Source organism: Ruegeria sp. CDSB117, assembly GCF_059611005.1.
The window spans coordinates 143,437-163,358 of the sequence record NZ_JBXWOS010000001.1; the positions used below are offsets into that span (position 1 = coordinate 143,437).

Consider the following 19,922-nt stretch of genomic DNA (forward strand, 5'->3'; position numbering starts at 1 on the left):
ATCCTTGCTGCAACTGCAACATCACACTTTAAAGTTGCAATGCTAGAGAGTCCATTCCATCAAACGGCTTGTTTTTGTCGCAGCCCTTCTGGCAGCCCGTTGGCCCAAGTGCTGATCGTACCAGCGCCGAGACAGACGACCATGTCGCCGGGGCGGGCCTGTTCGCGCACAAGGCGCTCCAGATCGTTTTCGTTCAGCAATGCACGCGCGTGGCGGTGACCGTGACGGATCAGGCCTTGCACCAGATCATCTCGGCTGGCTCCTTCGATCGGGTCCTCTCCGGCAGAGAAAACATCAGCGATGGCGACAACGTCCGCGTCATTGAAGCAGGTGCAGAAATCGTCAAACAGATTGGACAGGCGCGAGTACCGGTGCGGTTGGTGCACGGCGATCACGCGCCCATCGGTGGCCTGGCGCGCAGCTTTAAGAACGGCTGCAATCTCTACCGGATGGTGGCCGTAATCGTCGATAATGGTGACGCCATCGACCTCGCCGACCTTAGTGAAGCGGCGGTTGACGCCGCCAAAATTAGCCAGCGCATCACGGATTTCCGAGGCCTTCATACCCAGATGGCGGGCGACGGCCACTGCAGACAGCGCGTTTGAGACATTGTGGTCGCCGGGCATCGGCAATGTGCAGCCCTCGATCATCTTATCTTCGTACTGAAGGTGGATGTCGAAATGCGCCACGCCGCCCCTGTAGGTCAGGTTCAACGCACGAACATCAGCCTGCGCATTGAACCCATAGGTCCGGACCCGGCGGTCGGTGATACGTCCAACCAACGTCTGCACCTCTGCATGGTCCGTGCAGCACACAGCCAGACCGTAGAATGGCAGGTTCGAGACGAACTCGTAGAACCCGTCGCGCAGTTGGTCGAAGTCACCCCAATGCTCCATATGCTCGGGGTCGATATTCGTAACAATGGCAATGGTCGCGGGCAGTCGGTTGAACGAACCGTCGGATTCGTCGGCCTCGACCACCATCCATTCACCCTGCCCCATCCGTGCGTTCGAACCGTAGGCATGGATGATGCCGCCATTGATGACGGTCGGATCGAAATCGCCGGCCACCATCAGCTCGGCCATCATGGTGGTCGTGGTGGTCTTGCCGTGGGTTCCGGCAATGGCGATGTTGGATTTCAGGCGCATCAGCTCGGCCAGCATGTCGGCGCGACGAACAACCGGCAGGCCTTGCGCCCGGGCGCCGTCCAGCTCGGGGTTGCCAGGCTTGATCGCGGTCGACACCACAACAACGGCCGCGTTTTCAAGGTTTTCGGCACGCTGGCCGACAAATATCTCAGCCCCAAGGCTCGCCAGACGATCAGTGATCTTGGACGCCTTCAGGTCGGACCCCTGCACGCGGTAACCGAGGTTCAGCAAAACCTCGGCAATGCCCGACATCCCAATTCCGCCGATCCCCACAAAGTGAATCGACCCTACGTCTTGCGGCAGTTTGGTTGCAGGATTCATGTGGTCTCCTTCTGCGCCAGTTGTTCGACAAGGGCCGTCAGACGTTCAGTCGCGTCGGGGGCACCGGTCGAGAGGGCGGCATGGGCCATCTTTTGGGCGGCTTCGGGGTTGGTAAGAACGGCGCTGATTTGCTCTGCAAGCGCGGGAACGTCAAGTGCGTTTTCCGGGATCATGATCGCGCCGCCTGCCTGAACCAATCCTCGCGCGTTCGCAGTTTGATGGTCGCCTGCGGCTGCGGCGAACGGGATCAGGATCGATGGACGTCCGATGACCGAGATATCCGCCACGCTGGATGCGCCGGACCGGCTGATGACAAGTTGTGCATCCGACATGCGACGCGGAACGTCGTCAAAGAAAGGTTTGACCTCGGCCCGGATACCATGTTCGGCATAGAACGCCGTAACACGTTCCCCATCCTCGTCGCGGGCCTGATGTGCAACACGGATATGGCTGCGCAAGTCGTCAGGCAAGGCAGCAATCGCGCCAGGGACAATATCGCTGAGAATGCGCGCACCCTGACTGCCGCCCATAACCAGAATAGACATAGGATAGTCGCCCGGTGGGATGTAACCTGCGGCCTCGCGCTCAAGCACGGCGGCGCGGACCGGGTTTCCGGTGTGGATTCCATTGGCCCCTTCGGGCAGATCGGTTGGCCAGACACCACAGGCGACGTTGGCAACACGCGTGGCAAACAATTGGTTCACGCGCCCCAGAACCCCATTCTGTTCGTGGATCATGCGCGGAACTTTCAGCATCGTCGCGGCCCCCAAAGCCGGGATCGACGGGTATCCGCCAAAGCCCACGACAACGTCCGGTTTGTCCCGCATCATCTGGAACGCCATGCTGCTGACGCCGCCCGCAATCCTGGGGCCGACCAATGCCTTAGCGGCCAGTCCGCCGCGCGCGAAGGTGGCAGAGGCAACCTCGACAATCTCGACCGTTTGCGGAAAGGCGCTTGTGTAGCGCGCGCCACGCTCATCCGTGGACAGGCGCACGCGCCAGCCTTTATTCAGCATCGCTTCGGCCAACGCCTGCGCCGGGAACATATGGCCCCCGGTGCCGCCAGCCGCAATCAACAGATAAGGTTTCCCCATCATCCTCTTCCGCGCAGAATATCACCAAGTTCGCCCTGTGGGCGGCTTCTGGTGAAGGCCAGCAACATACCAACAGCGATGCCGCCCGCAATCAGCGACGACCCACCATAGCTGACAAAGGGCAGCGTCATGCCCTTGGCAGGCAGCAGGCGCACAGCCACACCCATGTTAATCATGGCCTGAACGCCGAACATGCAGGCCAGACCGGTCCCGGCCAGACGGATGAACATATCGCGCTCGCGCATCAGCCGCAGAAGCGAACGTACAACGATCAGTGAATACAGCGCGATGATGATCAGCACCAGGATCAGCCCGTATTCTTCGGCCGCAACGGCGATGATGAAATCCGTATGGGCATCGGGCAAGGACCACTTCACCTGTCCCTCACCCACGCCGACACCGAACAGACCGCCTTCGCGGATGGCGTTGGTGGCATAGCCAAGCTGAGTGGTCGGGTCGACCTCCTGGTTCAGGAAGCCATCAATACGGCGGGCAAAGTGTTCCGAATTCGAATAGGCGAACATCCCACCTAGGACAACGACCCCTGCCATGCCAACCAGCAGCAGCATCGGCGCGCCGGCCACAAAGTACATCACACCCCATCCAAACAGGATCAGGCAGGCCTGACCGAAGTCAGGTTGCAAAACCAGCATCGCCACAATTGCAATGCACAACGCAAATGACCACAACCGACCCGGAGGGCCGTTGATCTGTTGCGACGCAGCCAGTAGCCACGCGGCCACGACGACAAATCCGGGTTTCAGAAATTCCGACGGCTGCAAAGATGCAAAGCCCAGCGAGTACCAGCGCACCGCCCCTTTTCCGAAATCCGTTCCGAAGACGGGCAGAAAGGCCAGCGCCACAAACGAGGCAAGGAACCCAAGTACTGCTAATCGGCGCACCAGTGTCGGCGACATCATCGACGTCAGCAGCATCGCAATCAGCGCCAGTCCGCCGAACAGCGCCTGCCGTTCGACATAGTGGAACGGATCAAACCCGTTGCGCCCTGCCAGCGGTGGTGATGAGGCCAGCCCCAGCAACAATCCGATGACAAACAGGATCAGAACGCAGGACATCGTCCAGCGATCAATCGTCCGCCACCATTTCGGAAGAATCGGTTCTCCGCGCTGGTCCTGGACCGCGCCATACACCATCTCAGTCATGAGATACCGCCACTTTCTGCCTCGTTAACGTCCCGTTTTTCAGGATCTGACTGAGAGTCTACAGGCATTTTTGCGTTTGGGCTAGTAGGATGACATGCTGTTCAGCATTTTGACGCCCAATTCTGAACAGCAGTGTTTTAATGTCGGTCATCGATGAGGTCACGGGGCATAAACCACCATTCCGTGATGCCAATAGCCTCCAAAGCAGCACGTGCTTCCTCTGTACACATGACTTCACGCGTATAGGCATCGCGCCAGATTGGAGTTTCCAATGTGGCACTCAGTTTCACGGCGCGCCTTGCTCCAGAAGAACCGTAGCTGCCCTTATACCGTTCTGCCACATCCGTACTGGGTAACAAGTCTGAATGTTGCAGATCAAAGGATGGGCGCAGCGGTAAAAGCGTCGCAATGTAAAATGCCCCATCCCAAGGTGGGCAATCGCGTCCTCTGTCCCAGACCTTCTCGTGCTGGACGAAACTGAACAGCCGATCATCAAATGCTGACATCGCGTCGACAAAAGTTTGGTCGACCACCGTGTCAATCCAAGGCTGCGTGTCCGGCGCGCCAATCACGTGGCTGTCGCTCAGCGGCTCCTCGCTGCCTGTACCGATCCAGAAGTCCTTTAGGCATTCGACAGTCTCGTCCGTCAGGGCGCCAGCTGCTTGCCAAGTGTTTCCCCCGACTTGGTACTGCAAATCCTCCATCGGAGCCCATTTGTCCCAGTTCTTGTTGCGCTTGTGGATATATGGCCCGTCTTTTTCAGCCATCCAGCCGACCGTACTGTAGGTCGGCCCGTAACCGCCACAAACTCGGTAACATTTCATGTGCTTAGCTGTTTCTTTTCTTGTATTTGGCGCGCTAGGCGCAGGACCGAACGTTCGTCATCTAGATAGTGTTTCCACGAGCATCCTAAAAATTCAACCCGCGCTTTTGCTGGGGTTGGATTTGCAGTCACTTCGATTTCTCGGATTTAAACCCACCCCTTGCCATCCGGTCCAAACAACGCCATCCACCCGCGCATGACCTATGACACGATCATCCTTGGTGCCGGTGCAGCCGGCATGATGTGCGCCGCCAATTGCGGCGGGCGCGTTCTGGTGATCGACCACGCGAAGGCTCCGGGTGAGAAAATCCGCATCTCGGGCGGTGGGCGCTGCAACTTCACCAATATGTACGCAGGACCGGGAAACTTCCTGTCGCAGAATCCGCATTTCTGCAAATCCGCGTTGGCGCGGTACACGCAGTGGGATTTCGTTGATCTGGTCGGCCGACATGACATCGCATGGCATGAAAAAACACTGGGGCAGTTGTTCTGCGATGGATCATCAAAACAAATCATCCAGATGCTGCTGGACGAAATGGGGCGTGCTGGTGCCGAGCTGTGGGTTCGAACCGAAGTGAAAGATCTGCACAAGACCGACAGCGGTTTTATTCTGGACGTAGAACGAGAAGGCCAGCGGCACGGTCTGAGCTGCAACAATCTGGTCCTCGCCACTGGCGGCAAGTCGATCCCCAAGATGGGCGCAACCGGGATGGCCTATGACATCGCGCGGCAATTCGGGCTGGGGATAACAGAAACGCGGGCGGCACTCGTTCCGTTCACGTTCTCGGACGGTCGGTTCAAAGACCTGTCTGGCGTATCCTTGCCTGCGCGGCTGTCGAATGACCGGGCCAGCTTTGACGAGGCCCTGTTGTTCACCCATCGCGGGCTTAGCGGACCATCGGTTCTGCAATTGTCTTCCTATTGGCGCGAGGGCGAGGCGATCCGGATAAACCTGGTCCCGGACCTGCCACTGTTTGATTTGCTGCGGGAACAGCGGCAAAGCGGTGGACGCAAGGCGCTGACCACGGAACTGGCGCGCCACCTGCCCGGGCGTCTGGTCGAGTACCTGAGCCATCACATCCCTATGCCAGGCAATCTGGCCGATCAGTCGGACACCGCACTGTCCGACCTGATCGCAGCACTGTCCGACTGGCAGCTTACCCCCTCGGGCACCGAAGGGTATCGTACAGCCGAGGTGACGCTGGGCGGGATCGACACTGATAGCCTGTCGTCAAAAACGATGGAGGCCAGGGATGTCCCCGGCCTCTATGCGATTGGCGAAGCGGTGGATGTCACCGGCTGGCTGGGCGGTTACAACTTCCAATGGGCGTGGTCCTCGGGCCACGCCGCAGGAATTGCAATCGCCGGGCAGAGTTAGCCGACGACGTTGTAACCACGTCCGCGCATACAGTTGCGCACGATTACTTCTTTGTTCTGGTTTTTGTTGATCACGTCAGCGCCGGCGCCAACAAGCGCACCGGCAACTGCCGCACGGCCCAGATTGTCGCTGCTGTCCTGAACAATCCCGGTTACAGCCGCCGCACCTGCCGCGCCTATCGCTGCGTTTCCTGCGGTAGAGCCATCAACGCTGGCTTGTGATGCCGCCAGTTGTTGGCACTGCTGAAGGTCTACGTTGTAGTTCGGGCCGATCGGGCCGTCGACGATTGGTTGATAATTGGCACCTGTGTTGGTGCAGGCACCGGCAACGAGAATGGCAGGCAGGATCAGAGAAAACTTACGAAATGGCATAGTCATAACCTCGTGTTGAATTTGCAGGCAAGCAAAACCAATAATGATGGCGCGTCAAGCTGATAGCATCGCAGCTTGGCCCAACCGGCGGTCTATTGCAAATGGCTATTCCGGAAGCCTTTGCCTGACTTCCGCTACGAAGTCCTCTCCGCGCTGCTCGAAATTGTCGTATTGGTCGAAACTGGCCGCGGCTGGTGCAAGCAGAACGGTCTCGCCGGGTTGGGCCTCCTTCATGGCTTGCTCAACAGCCTCGGACATAGTGGTGCAAACCAGCGCATCGGCCTTAAGTTGCATGGCGAAATTCGCGGCCTCGCGACCAATGACATAAGCTTTGACCACCTGGTCTGCGGCTGCGTTCAGAGCGGCGACACCGCCTTCCTTCTCAAGCCCCCCACAGACCCAGCGGACCTTCCTGAAAGCGCTCAACGCCTTGAGAGCGCTGTCCACATTGGTGGCTTTTGAGTCATTCACATAAGTAATACCGCCTACCTCTGCGATGATCTGACTGCGATGCGGCAGGCCCGGATAGCTGTGCAGCGCGTCTTCGATCACGCGCGGTGCCAGCCCAAGCGCGCGACAGGCGGCATAAGCCGAACAGGCGTTTTGGTGGTTATGCGCGCCGGGAAGGCCTGTGATTCCGCGCAGGTCAATCGAACCCGCTTGCCGTCCCTTGCGGTATTCCGACAAGAACCCTTTTCGGGCAAACACCTGCCATCCGGGTCCCGTCAGTTTGCGCGCAACCGACACCCGGATAACCCGATCGTCCGCGCGGCCCTCTGCCAGTTGACCGGCCAAAAACGCGCCCTCTTTCTCGTCAATGCCAATCACGGCGCGATCCGGGCCACCTTCGGCGAACAACCGACGCTTGGCGGCAAAATAGCCCCCCATCCCGCCGTGGCGGTCAAGATGGTCGGGCGACAGGTTGGTGAAAACGGCCACGTCCGGGGTCAGGGCTCGGGCCAATTCTGTTTGATAGCTGGACAACTCCAGCACAATGACCGAACCGTCGCCGCCCGGATCAATATCCAGCACCCCACGTCCGATATTACCCGCCAGCTGCGCCTCGCGCCCGGCCTCGGTCAAAATGTGATGGATCAGAGCTGCGGTGGTCGATTTTCCGTTCGACCCGGTCACTGCGATCACACGCGGCGGAGTGTCATAGTTGTTCCACTCAGGCCCTGCAAAGGATCGGAAAAACAGACCGATGTCGTTGTCGACCGGGACACCGGCCTCAAGCGCCGCAGCAACAACCGGGTTCGGTTCTGGGTAAAGATGAGGAATACCGGGGGAGACAATAAGCGCCGCGATGTCTTCAAAAGCGCCATGACGGCGCAGATCGGCACAGACGAACCCTTCGGCCTCAGCCACTTCCCGGGCAGCAGGATTGTCATCCCAACACACAGGCTCAGCTTTACCTGCCTGCAGGGCACGCGCCGTGGCCAGCCCCGACCGGCCAAGCCCCAGAACCGCAACCTTCTGCCCTGAAAACCCTTTGACCGGGATCATACTGCCCACCTTTTTTGACGTAAATTTGGCCGCCACACTGCACAGAAGAAATCACCGATGGCAAGGGTGGCAAAAGGCTCGCGCGTCAGCGCGAGCCGGGCCCAACAGGTGACAGGTGGACCGCAGGTCCGCTGAACCTGGCGGGAGCTTTAACGGATCTTCAGCGTTGCCAGACCGATCATCGCCAGGATCAGCGAGATGATCCAGAACCGGATCACGATCGTCGGCTCTGCCCAGCCCTTTTTCTCGTAGTGATGATGGATCGGCGCCATCAGGAACACGCGCCGCCCGGTGCGTTTGAAGTACAGCACCTGGATGATCACGCTCAACGCTTCGACCACGAACAAACCGCCGACGACTGCCAGCACCAGTTCGTGCTTGGTGGCCACCGCAATGGCACCCAAAGCACCGCCCAACGCAAGCGACCCGGTGTCGCCCATGAACACCGCAGCCGGAGGTGCGTTGTACCAAAGGAACCCAAGGCCCGCGCCAAACAAAGCCGAGGTAAAAATGAAAATCTCACCGGTTCCCGGCACGTAATGAACGTCCAGATATTCGGTAAAGTCGACCCGTCCCACGGCGTAGGCAATCACCCCCAGCGTCGAGGCCGCGATCATCGCCGGCATGATGGCCAGACCATCCAGACCATCGGTCAGGTTCACCGCATTGGCCGCGCCAACGATCACGATGATCGAGAAGGGAATGTAGAATATGCCTAGATTGATCAGTGTATCCTTGAAAATCGGCAAGGCCAGCTGGTTTTGCAGCGCCTCGGGATGATGCAGCGTAGCCCAGGCCGAGGCCAAAACTGCGATTATCACCCCTAGCGCCATACGCATTTTGCCCGAAACGCCCTTGGTGTTCTGCTTCGATACCTTTGCATAGTCATCTGCAAACCCGATCGCCGCATAGGCCAGCGTTACAAATAAGACCATCCAGACGTAAGGGTTGTCCCACCGAGCCCAGACCAGGGTCGATGTCACCAGCGCGCCTACGATCAAAAGCCCGCCCATTGTTGGTGTGCCCGCCTTCGAAAAATGCCCCTCTGGGCCGTCATCCCGAATAGGTTGACCTTTGCCCTGTTTTTTGCGCAGCACATTGATCAGTGGTTTCCCGAAAAGAAAACCAAAGATCAACGCAGTCAAAAAGGCGCCGCCAGCGCGGAACGTGATGTATCGGAAGAGGTTAAAAAAATCCCCTCCGTCCGACAGGGCGGTCAACCAATAGAGCATTTCAAAACCTTTCTCACACTGAGGTGGCGGGCGCGATCATCAATCAAGCGCGCCCCCTTGCCCCATTTTACGCAAACCGTCAACAATCTGCGCCAATGCCATGCTCAGCGATCCCTTGGCCAACACAGTATCACCGGCCTGAACAAGCTCGGGCAGTTGAACCGCCATCTCGGAGCTGGTCTCGAACCAAAGCCCGCGTTTATCCGCCGGAAGTGCATCGTACAGCGCCTTCATCAGCGGGCCGACGCAATGTACTTTGTCCACGCGCTGCATAGCCGAAACATCCGCCATCGCCGCATGCATAGCAGTTTCTTCCTGCCCCAACTCCTTCATATCCCCAAGAAAAGCGATACGACGATGCCCTTGCGCCGCGGCCAAAACATCCAGTGCGGCCTCCATCGACGTCGGGTTAGCGTTATAGCTGTCATCCAGCAGTTCGATCCGGCCACCGTCGGTCAACGCGATCTGTTCGCGCACCCCGCGACCCTTGACCGGCGACCATCCGCCGAGACCTGCAATCGCCTGATCCAGATCGATGCCCAATTCGACACAGGCAGCCAATGCCCCCAGGGCGTTCATGGCGAAATGCGTGCCCGCTGATTGTACGTCAAACGCAAACTGGCGTCCTGCGACCGTTGCCTTTGCATGAACCGAGTCAGCCTCTTGGGTTACATCGGTCAATGTGTAGTCGGTGCCATTGCGGCCGAAATCCACCGTTTTCGCGCCCAAGTCCCGCGCACAGTCGCGCAGGATGTCCGCATGCTCGATATCCGCGTTCAGGATGGCCGCGCCGCCCTCGATCAGGCCGTCAAAAATTGCCGCCTTTTCATGCGCAATACCGGCCACCGACTCAAAGGCTTCTAGGTGCACTGCCGCCACGGTCGTGACCAGCGCCACATGCGGGCGGGCTTGCTGCGCCAGCGGAGAAATCTCTCCGGGGTGGTTCATACCAATTTCGATCACCGCGAATTCTGTGTCACGCGGCATCCGCGCCAAGGTAAGCGGCACGCCCCAGTGATTGTTGTAGCTGGCAACGCTGGCATGAGTTTTTCCCTGCGTTTCCAAAATCGTGGCCAGCATTTCCTTCGTCGATGTCTTGCCGACGCTTCCGGTCACCCCGAGCACCCGCGCATTGCAGCGGTCACGACCCGCGCACCCCAGCGCCTCAAGCCCCAACTGCACGTCTTCGACGATCAGCAAGGGCGCATCTTCGGTTACGCCCTCAGGAATACGCGACACCAAGGCCGCCCCAGCGCCTTTTTCCAAAGCCTGTGCCACGAATTCATGCCCGTCCCGCGCGGCTGTGAGTGCGACGAAAAGATCACCGGGCTGGATAGTACGCGTGTCGATTGACACACCATTGACCGCCCAATCCGAAGTGACGCGTCCACCGGTTGCCTCGGAGGCCTCGGCTGCAGTCCACAATGTCATGCCACCCTCCCGTCAAGTGCGGCCACACTGATGCTGGCTTGTTCGACATCATCAAATGGCAGAACCTGATCACCAACGATCTGACCGGTTTCATGCCCTTTGCCCGCAATCAAAAGCGCGTCCCCGGGTTGCAGCGCGTCTATCCCGCGCAAGATGGCCTCGGCCCGATCGCCGACCTCGGTGGCCTCTGGTGCCCCGTCCATCACGGCGGCGCGTATGGTGGCCGGATCTTCGCTGCGCGGGTTGTCGTCGGTGACGAAAACCACATCTGCGTGGTTGGCGGCGGCTTGCCCCATCAGCGGGCGCTTGGTCGCGTCGCGATCACCACCCGCGCCAACAATGGCGATAAGGCGGCCCATTACGTGTGGGCGCAATGCCTTGAGGGCTGTCGCCACCGCGTCGGGTGTATGCGCATAGTCCACAAACACCGCCGCCCCATTCTCTCGTGTCGCCGCCAGCTGCATGCGCCCGCGAACCGTAGTGAGATGCGGCAGGGTTTCGAAAACGTGTTCAGGCTCTTCCCCTGCAGCAATAACCAGACCGCAGGCCAACAAGATATTTTCGGCCTGAAAGCCGCCGATCAGATTCAAACGAGTTTGGAAGATCTTGCCCTGCCAAGAAAACCGCAGGTCCTGACCTGTTGCGTCAAACCGCTGATTCATCAGGCACAGGTCTGCTTCCCCAAGCCCAACGGTCAAAACCTTCTGCCCCCGGTCTTTGGCAATTCGGAGGACCTGAGCGCCCTTGGGATCGCTCATGTTGACGACAACAGTGCCGTCTTGCGGCAGGACCCGATCAAACAGACCTGCCTTAGCGTTGAAATACGCCTCAAACGTTTCGTGGTAGTCCAGATGGTCCTGAGTGAAGTTCGAGAACCCCGCCGCAGCCAGCTGTACCCCGTCCAAGCGGCGCTGTTCCAATCCGTGCGAGGATGCCTCCATCGCAGCATGAGTCACTCCGTTCTCCGCAGCCTCGGACAGGCAACGATGCAAAGTGATTGGTTCGGGCGTTGTATGGGCTAGTGGTGCGGTCCACGCCCCCTCAACCCCTGTGGTCCCAAGGTTGACCGCGGCGTGACCAAGTTCGGTCCATATCTGGCGAACAAATGTCGCGACCGAGGTTTTGCCATTGGTGCCAGTAACCGCAACGATGGTCTTGGGCTGCGCTCCGAACCACAGCGCAGCGCACCCGGCCAGCGCCTGACGCGGGTCCTCGAGCACGATCAGCGCCGCATCTGATGCGGCCAGTTCCTCGGCTGCGATCTCTGCCCCTTCGGCATCCGTCAGGATGGCTGCGGCCCCCATACGCAAAGCGTATTGAATGAACTCACCGCCATGAACACGTGTACCGGGAAGTGCCGCAAAGAGGAAACCGTCTTTGACTTCGCGGCTGTCGACCGCCAGCCCTGTGATATTAGGATTGGTGCCACCTCGGGCGGTCAGGGCCAGTTGGCTGAGTTTCTTTGTCCTTGCGCCCATGACCCACCTCGTTTGGACAGCCTAATTTGAGGTCAGCGTTATAGCAGCGCCGGCCTCAGGCTCAACCCGAGGACGCAGGCCCAGCAAAGGCGCGATGCGCCCGATCAATTCTGCGGCTACAGGAACCGCTGTCCAGCCTGCCGTACGGCGCTTTTCGCCATAAGCAAGGATGGATGGTTCGTCCAACGTTACGATCAGGACGTATTTTGGGTCATAGGCGGGAAAGAACGTCGCAAAGGTCGCAATCACCTTGTCGTCGTAATAACCACCACGCGGCTTGGGCTTATCCGCGGTGCCGGTCTTACCGGCCACATCATAGCCTGCCACATCGCCAAAACTGGCGGTGCCATCTGTTACCACCCGGCGCAACATGTTCTGCGCCTGTTTCGCGGCGTTGTCGGACATTACCCGAGGACCGTATTGCGGCCCATTTTTGCGCAGGATGGTCGGGCTGACGTAATGCCCGCCATTGGCAATCGCCGCGTAGCCCGCAGCCAGATGCATCGGGCTGGTCGACAGGCCATGACCATACGAGATGGTAACCGTGCTCAGTTCGCCCCATTTCTTGGGCTTCAGCGGCTCACCACCCTTGGCTTCGACGATTTCGAACGGGGTCGGATCGAACATACCAAGCGATTCCAGGAAATTCTGCTGGCGCTGCGCGCCGATCTGCAACGCCAGCCGCCCGGTGCCTCGGTTCGAGCTGTGGACGATCACATCCGCGACGCTGATCTTGCCATAGTTCTTGCCGTTGAATTCACCAATCGGGAAACGGCCGATCTTCATTGGCCCTGAGGTATCGATGATCGTATTTGAATTCACCAAACCCAGCTGAACCGCCTGCGCAGCGGTGAATATCTTAAACACGGACCCCAGTTCGTAAACGCCCTGAACATAGCGATTGAACAGCGGGCTATCTGATGGATCGAACCCCGAGGTCGGCGGGCGCGGACGGTCATTGGGGTCAAATGACGGCAACGAGGCCGCCGAGATCACCTCGCCCGTATGCGCGTTCATCAGAACCGCCGACGCCCCCTTGGCGTTCATAATCTTCATGCCGCCAAACAGCACCTGCTCAACGGCGGCTTGAACCGTCAGGTCCAGCGAGAGCTGCAGCGGCTTAGTCCCATTCGCGGGATCACGCAGGTAGTCGTCGAATTGCTTTTCAACACCGGCCACACCGATCACTTCGGCAGCACTGACACCTTCGCGCCCAAAGCTTGACCCGCCAAGGATATGCGCCGCCAGACGGCCATTCGGGTACAACCGCATCTCACGCGGGCCGAACAGAATGCCTGGGTCACCGATATCGTGCACGGCTTGTTTCTGCTCGGGCGAGATACGCTTTTTGATCCACAGGAATTTGCGATTACCAGTGAAATCCTTGACCAGGCGTTCTTTTTCCAGATCGGGGAAGATCGCGACAAGCTGATCAGCGGCAGCAACCGGGTCGATCATCAGCGGCGGCTGCGCATATACCGAATAAGTGTCCAGATTGGTCGCAAGAATGCGCCCTTCCCGGTCTACGATGTTGGCCCGCTGCATCGCAATGGCTGCACCAGGGGCCGAGGCCACGGGTTCTTGCGCTTCGGACGTGGCTAACATGCCCATCCGGACGCCCACGACTGAAAAGGCGCAGAAAAAGAAAAGACCCAGCACCAGCAAGCGGCCCTCTGCACGGGTGCGGCTGCGGTCTTTCATGTCTTCGTGACGCTTGCGGATATTTTCGCGCTCAATGGCTTTGGGATTCTCGCCCCGCGAGCGCGCGTCGAGGATTCGAGCCAGGGGGCGCAGCGGCGTTCGGGTCATGGGATTTGCACCTCACCCAACGCTTGAATGTTTGTGATGGCCTGAAGCTCGATCGGATCGACGATCGGCAGGTCAGGATCTTCCGCAAAGGCAATCTGATCGGCGCGACCGAACTGCTCGGCCCGCAGGGGCAAAAGGCCCAGCCGTTCAAAGTTCAGATCAGCAAGCTCACGCAACCTGTCGGGGCGGTTCAGATAGGCCCATTCGGCGTTCAAAACCGCCAGCTTCACCTGCGCCATACCAATTTCGCGCTGCAGCTTCTGCGTTTCCTTCACCACCTGCTGCGTGCGATAGTTTTCCTGATACGCCCACAGCGCCAGTCCAAACACGGACAGAGCAGTCAACACATACAAAACACTCTTCATTTTGCTCTTCCCCCTAGTTGCGGCATACCAACGGCGCGGGCATCAATTTCCCCCGACGGCGCATCCGTTCGAATTGCAACGCGCAGCTTTGCCGAGCGTGAACGCGGATTTTCCTGCAGCTCCTGATCATCCGGCCCCACGGCTTTACGAGTCTTGAGCGTGAACTGCGGCAGCTCCTGTTCAATCTCGGGCGCATAGCGATTGGCCCGGCCCGTCTTGCCCGCACGAGACTGAAAGAACCGTTTGACCATCCGGTCTTCGATCGAATGAAACGTTACGACTGCCAGTTGCCCGCCCGGCTTCAACGCACGTTCCGCAGCCATCAGTCCTTGATACAGCTCTTCATATTCAGCATTCACTGCGATCCGCAGACCCTGAAAACTCCGCGTTGCAGGGTGGGACTGCCCGGGCTTGGGTCGCGGCAAACAGGATTCGATGATCTGGACGAGGCGCAGAGTCGTTGTAATCGGCTCTTCCGCACGCGCTTTGGCGATGGCCTTGGCAATGCGGCGGCTGGCACGTTCCTCGCCATAATGATACAGGATATCGGCAAGTTGTTCCTCGGTCGCGGTGTTGACCAAATCAGCCGCGCTTTCGCCTTCCTGACTCATTCGCATGTCGAGCGGGCCGTCTTTCATGAAAGAAAAGCCGCGTTCCGCCAGATCCAGCTGCATCGACGACACGCCCAGATCCAGAACGACACCATCCAGATCCTGTGCGTATTCGTCCATGCGTGAGAATACACCTTGCTGCATCACAAGCCGGTCGCCATAATCTCCGACCCAATCCGCCGCCATTTCAAACGCCAACGGATCACGGTCCACGCCGATGACTTTCTCTGCGCCGGCGTCCAGCAGGCCCTTTGTATATCCGCCTGCGCCAAACGTTCCATCCAGCCAGACGCCCGACACGGGAGCCACAGCAGCCAGCAATGGACGCAGTAGAACGGGAATATGAGGTTTGTCGGAAGGGGTTTCAGCGCCGGCCATGCCGTTACGCATCCCCGGTGCCGTCAAGGAACTCCAAAGGATCGAAATCCTCGGGCTGTTCGTCCAACCACTCTTCGGCTGCAGCGAGTTCTTCGGATTCGTAAGTTTCCGGCTTCCAAATCTGGAACGTGTCACCCGCGGCGATAAAGAATGCCTCACCTTCAAGGCCAATCTTGTTACGCAGCTTTGCCGGCAGCACCAGTCGGCCGGTTTCATCCACTGTGGTCGGGAAGGATTGACCGTGGAACATGCGCTGCAACATCTTCCGCTGCATAGATCCGCGCGGCAGCGCGTCGATCTTGGCATCGACCTCTTCGATCGCCTGCATGGTATAGCATTCCAGGAATTTGCGACGGTGGTCGCCGTAGACAATTACAAGCTCAGGAGTGTCACCAGGCTGCCAGTTCGGGTCCGAGGCCTCAAGCACACGGCGAAACGAGGCCGGGATCGATACCCTGCCCTTCGTGTCCACCTTATGGTGGCTTTCACCTCTAAACCTGCGCGCCAAGACGACTGTCCCTTCCGCTTGCGCCCCACTTAAAATTCACTCCCCAAGATGAAAAACGGCGGGTTGATCTGCTGCCACTGATCAACCCGCCGCATTGACCCGCCGTGCGGGATGTCCAGCTGCGCGCGCCACCTGGGGGGATGTCTGCTCGCCCGCGCGCCGGATCTCTTGATTGATGAAAGCGAGATGCCTGTATGAAACCTGATTTTTGTTGTTTCGGGGTCGTTTGGTGCCCCATGTGCCTCGTCCTCATCGGATGAATTAGGGATGACATGGGAATTCATGGAAATCAACAAAAAATTTGCAGACCTTATGTTCAGACTCGCAGTTTAGCCAACGCGATTGAGAAAGAAAACCACCCTGTGGACACCAATTGTAGATAATTACGGCAATGGTTGCACTAAATAAGCCAATTTTTAACCCACTCCAACTATTCCCATAATTTCCCAGATATTTCTTCAAAGGGTGAAGGTTTATGATGAGCGTAGCGAAAATGGGCCACTTGATTAGCGAATCACTCCAGCTTTAAACCTCAACCACATGTGGATTCTTCGCCGCTCCAGCTGACGCCCATGAATTCCCACGAACCGAAATCAATATGTCAGCCGCCGCGCGCCTGGCCCATCCAATACACAAAGCGCACAAGAATTGACAAACTCCGCTCAAAAGACGCGCAAACACGAAAATCCAGAAAATCTTGTTGAAACCTTCCTTTGGGGAAGCATCAGCTGAAGGCCTTATTTTACTGGCCCTTCCCAACCCCCATCGACAACCAGTTGATATCTATGCACTTGCTGCATAGCAGCATTGACGTTGTCGGGTATTGTGCAATTGCAGCATTTGCTTATTTTCAGTCTCAAGCAAGCGCCGGACAACACCGGCAACAACGAATACATCGAGTAAAGCAAATGGCTGCAGCAACACATAACACCGCGCTCAAAGGCGCACCGGCAACTAGCCTGGCTTCGCTATTCGAGGCGGCAAAGACCCGGTTCATCCAATATCGCGTCTATCGCCAGACAGTTCACGAACTGTCTGATCTGTCGAACCGCGAACTGGCTGATCTGGGGCTTCACCGCTCGATGATCCGCCGCCTGGCTCAGCAAGCGGCCGAAGAACACGTCGCACGTTAAGCGACACAGAAACACCGAGATCAGGTCCTTCCTCCTCCCTTTTGGACCTGTATTTCAGCGGCGGCATCTCTCCTCCTCCCTGATGTCGCCGCCCCTAATACCGGCCCTGATCGCCGGAAGCAGACACACCGGGTACTCCTCCTCCCTTTCCCGGTGTTGAAAGCGCGCGGCGACGTCTCTCCTCCTCCCTGACGTCGCCGCGTCTTCCTCATACCGGGATCAAACCCGGGTTCGGATACATCGGGGCTCTCCTCCTCCCTGCCCTGATGTTGAAAAGAACGGCGGTTCCCTCTCCTCCTCCCTGGGAACCGCCGTTTTTGTTTTTCGTACCGAGATGTAAACTGAAGCCCTGACCAGAATTTCAGGAGTTTCCGATGGCCGCATATTTCATCGCCCAGATTTCCATTCACGACCCTGACGGGTACCAGAAATACCTTGAAGGTTTCATACCGATCTTTGATCGGCATGGAGGTCGACTGCTGACGATATCCTCCAAGCCCGTGGAACTGGTCGAGGGCGTATGGCCCGAAGATGGAATTGTGTTGATGGAGTTCCCATCGCTTGCTGCGGCCAAGGCGTGGAAAGACGACCCAGACTATATCAAGCTGGCGGAAATCCGGCACAAAACCGCGACGGCGAACATGGTACTGGTTGAAGGGCTATAGCGTTTAGAACGGCACATCATCCTTGGCGGACAGAAAGCGGGAAACCACTTTTTTCAATCCAGCTTTTTCGAAATCGACCTCAACCTTGTCGCCTTCGATGCCGATCACCGCGCCATAGCCGAATTTCTGATGAAACACGCGCTCGCCAAGGGTGAAACTGGCGACCGCAGTCGCGTCAATCACCGTATTGCGGCTTTCGCGGGGTTGGGACGTTCCATACTGCCCCTGCCGGGCCTGCAATCGCCGCCAACCGGGGGAGTTATAGACATTGGCCTCGGCCGCACGGGTTTCGATACCGGCAGTCGGCTGACCACCCCCATACAGCCCCGGCGGTGTCAGAACTTCGACATGATCTTCGGGCAACTCGTCAATGAACCGCGACGGCATCGCGTTTTGCCATTGACCAAACACCCGACGATTGGCCGCAAATGAGATCGTACAGATCTCTTCTGCACGGGTGATGCCCACATAGGCCAGTCGCCGCTCTTCCTCGAGTCCCTTGATCCCAGATTCGTCCATCGACCTTTGCGACGGGAACAGCCCGTCCTCCCACCCCGGCAGGAACACGGCCGGAAACTCCAGCCCCTTTGCCGCGTGCAGGGTCATGATCGAGACTTTTGCCCCGTCCGATTCCTTCTCGTTATCCATCACCAGGCTGACATGTTCCAAAAACCCTTGCAGATTCTCAAAATTATCCAGTTGGTTGACCAATTCCTTGAGGTTTTCCAACCGCCCCGGAGCCTCAGGCGTTTTCTCGTTCTGCCAGTGGGCCGTATAGGCGGATTCGTCCAGGATGATCTGCGCCAACTCGATGTGTGACACCTCGGGCTCACCAAACCGCATCGGCGCTGCTTCGTCATCTACGACCGAGTCGTCATCCACCTCAATCCTCGGCCCGCGTGTCATTTCATTCCAGCGCGCCAACCCGTCGATAAGCTCGCGCAGTGCTTTGCCGCCTTTGCCTTTGATCAACCCATTGTCGACAGCAATCCGCGCGCCATCGACCAGCGACACGCCATTTTCCCGCGCCGTCATCTGAATCGTCTGCTGCGCCTTGTCACCAAGCCCGCGTTTCGGGGTATTCACGATCCGCTCGAATGCCAGATCGTCGCCGGGGCTGACCACCAGGCGGAAATAGGCCATCGCGTCACGAATCTCCATCCGCTCATAGAATCGCGGGCCGCCTATGACCTTGTAGGGCAGACCGATAGTCAGAAAACGGTCCTCAAACGCGCGCATTTGATGGCTGGCCCGCACGAGAATCGCAATTTCATCCAGATTAAAGGGTCGCGCACCGCGCGTTCCCCCCTGCATCGCGTCGATCTCTTCACCGATCCAGCGCGCCTCTTCCTCGCCATCCCAATGACCGATCAGGCGGACCTTTTCACCGTCCTGCGCATCGGTCCACAATTCCTTACCCAGCCGACTCTCATTGCCACGGATGACGTTGGACGCAGCCGCCAAGATATGGGGGGTCGAGCGATAGTTTTGCTCTAACCGCACGACATAAGCGCCAGGGAAATCCTTTTCAAACCGCAGGATGTTGCCCACTTCGGCCCCGCGCCAGCCATAAATTGACTGATCGTCATCCCCCACGCAACAAATGTTCTTGTGCGCCCCGGCCAGCAACCTCAACCACAGATATTGGGCGACGTTGGTATCCTGGTATTCGTCCACGAGAATGTAGCGGAACCAGCGTTGGTATTGCTCCAACACATCCTGATGGGTCTGGAAGATCGTGACCATGTGCAACAGTAGGTCGCCAAAATCCACCGCGTTCAGCTCTCGCAGACGAGTTTGGTACTTTTGGTACAATTCCGACCCCGTAATGAGGTTGCGACCTATTGCACCACTTTCAGGGTTCCGCCGATTGAACTCATATGCTTTTTCCGCTGATGCGACTTGTTCCTCAGAAAAAAGCCGTTCGCACCAGAGCTCAACTTCAGCGGAAGCAGGTACTTTGTCGGGTGTCCAAGCATTGTTCTTACATTTATCGATAAATCCTGCGAACCAACGTGGAGGGTGACGTTTCTCATCAACGCTTTCCGCAATCATCAATTGCTTTAGCAGCCGCAACTGATCGTCCGTGTCCAAAATGGTGAAATTCGATTTCAGATCGACCAACTCCGCGTGCCGCCGCAGCAGCTTGACGCAGATCGAGTGGAACGTGCCGAGCCACGGCATCCCCTCGGCAGGCTGCCCCAACAAACGGCCCACACGGTTCTTCATCTCGCGCGCGGCCTTGTTGGTAAAGGTCACGGACAAAATCTCATTCGGACGCGCCCGCCCGGTGCTGAGCAGATGCGCGATTCGCGCAGTCAGCGCCTTGGTCTTCCCCGTGCCCGCACCGGCCAGCATCAGGACAGGACCGTCCAACCGCTCGACCGCGTCGCGCTGCGCCGGGTTCAGCTCATCCAGATAAGGCATGGGGCGCGCGGCCATAGCGCGCGCGGACAGGGATGCGCCCTCAAAGGCGTCCATTTCGTCGAAACTGCTCATCTTTCTAAA

17 protein-coding genes are annotated in these 19,922 nt (G+C 58.3%); 3 read left to right on the forward strand and 14 right to left on the reverse strand.

What is annotated here, in order from left to right:
• Window positions 1-59: 59 nt before the first annotated feature.
• The 4 genes from murC to AC2FJC_RS00725 form a co-directional block, all read right to left on the reverse strand.
• Window positions 60-1,469, reverse strand: a complete 1,410-nt coding sequence (gene murC, locus AC2FJC_RS00710; RefSeq protein WP_496738037.1) for a UDP-N-acetylmuramate--L-alanine ligase — start codon at window positions 1,467-1,469, stop codon at window positions 60-62.
• Window positions 1,466-2,563 carry a UDP-N-acetylglucosamine--N-acetylmuramyl-(pentapeptide) pyrophosphoryl-undecaprenol N-acetylglucosamine transferase gene (locus AC2FJC_RS00715; RefSeq protein WP_496738038.1) on the reverse strand — a complete coding sequence of 366 codons (1,098 nt, stop codon included), beginning with the start codon at window positions 2,561-2,563 and terminating at the stop codon, window positions 1,466-1,468. The genes murC and AC2FJC_RS00715 overlap by 4 nt, the downstream gene beginning before the upstream one ends.
• Window positions 2,563-3,726, reverse strand: coding sequence for a putative lipid II flippase FtsW (gene ftsW, locus AC2FJC_RS00720; RefSeq protein ID WP_058279575.1), 1,164 nt, complete (start codon window positions 3,724-3,726; stop codon window positions 2,563-2,565). Before ftsW ends, AC2FJC_RS00715 begins: the two co-directional genes overlap by 1 nt.
• 137 nt (window positions 3,727-3,863) lie before the next feature.
• Window positions 3,864-4,493 (reverse strand): hypothetical protein, encoded by a 630-nt coding sequence (locus AC2FJC_RS00725; protein WP_496738039.1) that lies wholly within the window; start codon window positions 4,491-4,493, stop codon window positions 3,864-3,866.
• A gap of 252 nt (window positions 4,494-4,745) precedes the next feature.
• Here AC2FJC_RS00725 and AC2FJC_RS00730 point away from each other — a divergent pair, with 252 nt between their 5' ends.
• On the forward strand, window positions 4,746-5,927 hold the full coding sequence (locus AC2FJC_RS00730; RefSeq protein ID WP_496738327.1) for a BaiN/RdsA family NAD(P)/FAD-dependent oxidoreductase: 1,182 nt from the start codon (window positions 4,746-4,748) through the stop codon (window positions 5,925-5,927).
• On the opposite strand, the gene AC2FJC_RS00735 is transcribed toward AC2FJC_RS00730, so the two are convergent.
• From AC2FJC_RS00735 to mraZ, 9 genes are all read right to left on the reverse strand, one after another.
• Window positions 5,924-6,298 carry a glycine zipper family protein gene (locus tag AC2FJC_RS00735; RefSeq protein WP_233493524.1) on the reverse strand — a complete coding sequence of 125 codons (375 nt, stop codon included), beginning with the start codon at window positions 6,296-6,298 and terminating at the stop codon, window positions 5,924-5,926. The genes AC2FJC_RS00730 and AC2FJC_RS00735 overlap by 4 nt on opposite strands.
• Before the next feature lie 105 nt (window positions 6,299-6,403).
• On the reverse strand, window positions 6,404-7,804 hold the full coding sequence (murD, locus tag AC2FJC_RS00740) for a UDP-N-acetylmuramoyl-L-alanine--D-glutamate ligase (RefSeq protein ID WP_496738040.1): 1,401 nt from the start codon (window positions 7,802-7,804) through the stop codon (window positions 6,404-6,406).
• Between the two features lie 149 nt (window positions 7,805-7,953).
• A complete protein-coding gene (mraY, locus tag AC2FJC_RS00745) occupies window positions 7,954-9,036 on the reverse strand; it encodes a phospho-N-acetylmuramoyl-pentapeptide-transferase (protein ID WP_108859445.1) in 1,083 nt (360 codons plus the stop codon).
• A 39-nt stretch (window positions 9,037-9,075) separates the two neighbouring features.
• Window positions 9,076-10,467 carry a UDP-N-acetylmuramoyl-tripeptide--D-alanyl-D-alanine ligase gene (locus tag AC2FJC_RS00750; protein WP_282119128.1) on the reverse strand — a complete coding sequence of 464 codons (1,392 nt, stop codon included), beginning with the start codon at window positions 10,465-10,467 and terminating at the stop codon, window positions 9,076-9,078.
• Entirely contained in the window at window positions 10,464-11,945 is a 1,482-nt protein-coding gene (locus AC2FJC_RS00755) for a UDP-N-acetylmuramoyl-L-alanyl-D-glutamate--2,6-diaminopimelate ligase (protein ID WP_496738041.1), read from the reverse strand. Before AC2FJC_RS00755 ends, AC2FJC_RS00750 begins: the two co-directional genes overlap by 4 nt.
• Window positions 11,946-11,966: 21 nt before the next feature.
• Window positions 11,967-13,754 (reverse strand): peptidoglycan D,D-transpeptidase FtsI family protein, encoded by a 1,788-nt coding sequence (locus AC2FJC_RS00760; protein WP_496738042.1) that lies wholly within the window; start codon window positions 13,752-13,754, stop codon window positions 11,967-11,969.
• Window positions 13,751-14,119, reverse strand: a complete 369-nt coding sequence (ftsL, locus tag AC2FJC_RS00765) for a cell division protein FtsL (protein WP_496738043.1) — start codon at window positions 14,117-14,119, stop codon at window positions 13,751-13,753. The genes AC2FJC_RS00760 and ftsL overlap by 4 nt, the downstream gene beginning before the upstream one ends.
• Window positions 14,116-15,108 (reverse strand): 16S rRNA (cytosine(1402)-N(4))-methyltransferase RsmH, encoded by a 993-nt coding sequence (rsmH, locus tag AC2FJC_RS00770; RefSeq protein WP_496738044.1) that lies wholly within the window; start codon window positions 15,106-15,108, stop codon window positions 14,116-14,118. Before rsmH ends, ftsL begins: the two co-directional genes overlap by 4 nt.
• A 4-nt stretch (window positions 15,109-15,112) precedes the next feature.
• Complete coding sequence (gene mraZ, locus AC2FJC_RS00775; protein ID WP_496724377.1) at window positions 15,113-15,616, reverse strand: division/cell wall cluster transcriptional repressor MraZ; 504 nt, start codon at window positions 15,614-15,616, stop codon at window positions 15,113-15,115.
• Between the two features lie 908 nt (window positions 15,617-16,524).
• On the opposite strand from mraZ, the gene AC2FJC_RS00780 reads away from it, so the two are divergent.
• Window positions 16,525-16,749 (forward strand): DUF1127 domain-containing protein, encoded by a 225-nt coding sequence (locus AC2FJC_RS00780; RefSeq protein ID WP_108859440.1) that lies wholly within the window; start codon window positions 16,525-16,527, stop codon window positions 16,747-16,749.
• Between the two features lie 374 nt (window positions 16,750-17,123).
• Window positions 17,124-17,414, forward strand: a complete 291-nt coding sequence (locus AC2FJC_RS00785; RefSeq protein ID WP_496738045.1) for a DUF1330 domain-containing protein — start codon at window positions 17,124-17,126, stop codon at window positions 17,412-17,414.
• Window positions 17,415-17,417: 3 nt separating this feature from the next.
• Here the strand turns inward: AC2FJC_RS00785 and AC2FJC_RS00790 are convergent, their stop codons facing one another.
• The gene (locus tag AC2FJC_RS00790) at window positions 17,418-19,913 is read right to left on the reverse strand and encodes an ATP-dependent helicase (RefSeq protein WP_496738046.1); all 2,496 of its coding nucleotides are present in this window, start codon (window positions 19,911-19,913) and stop codon (window positions 17,418-17,420) included.
• Window positions 19,914-19,922: the final 9 nt, after the last annotated feature.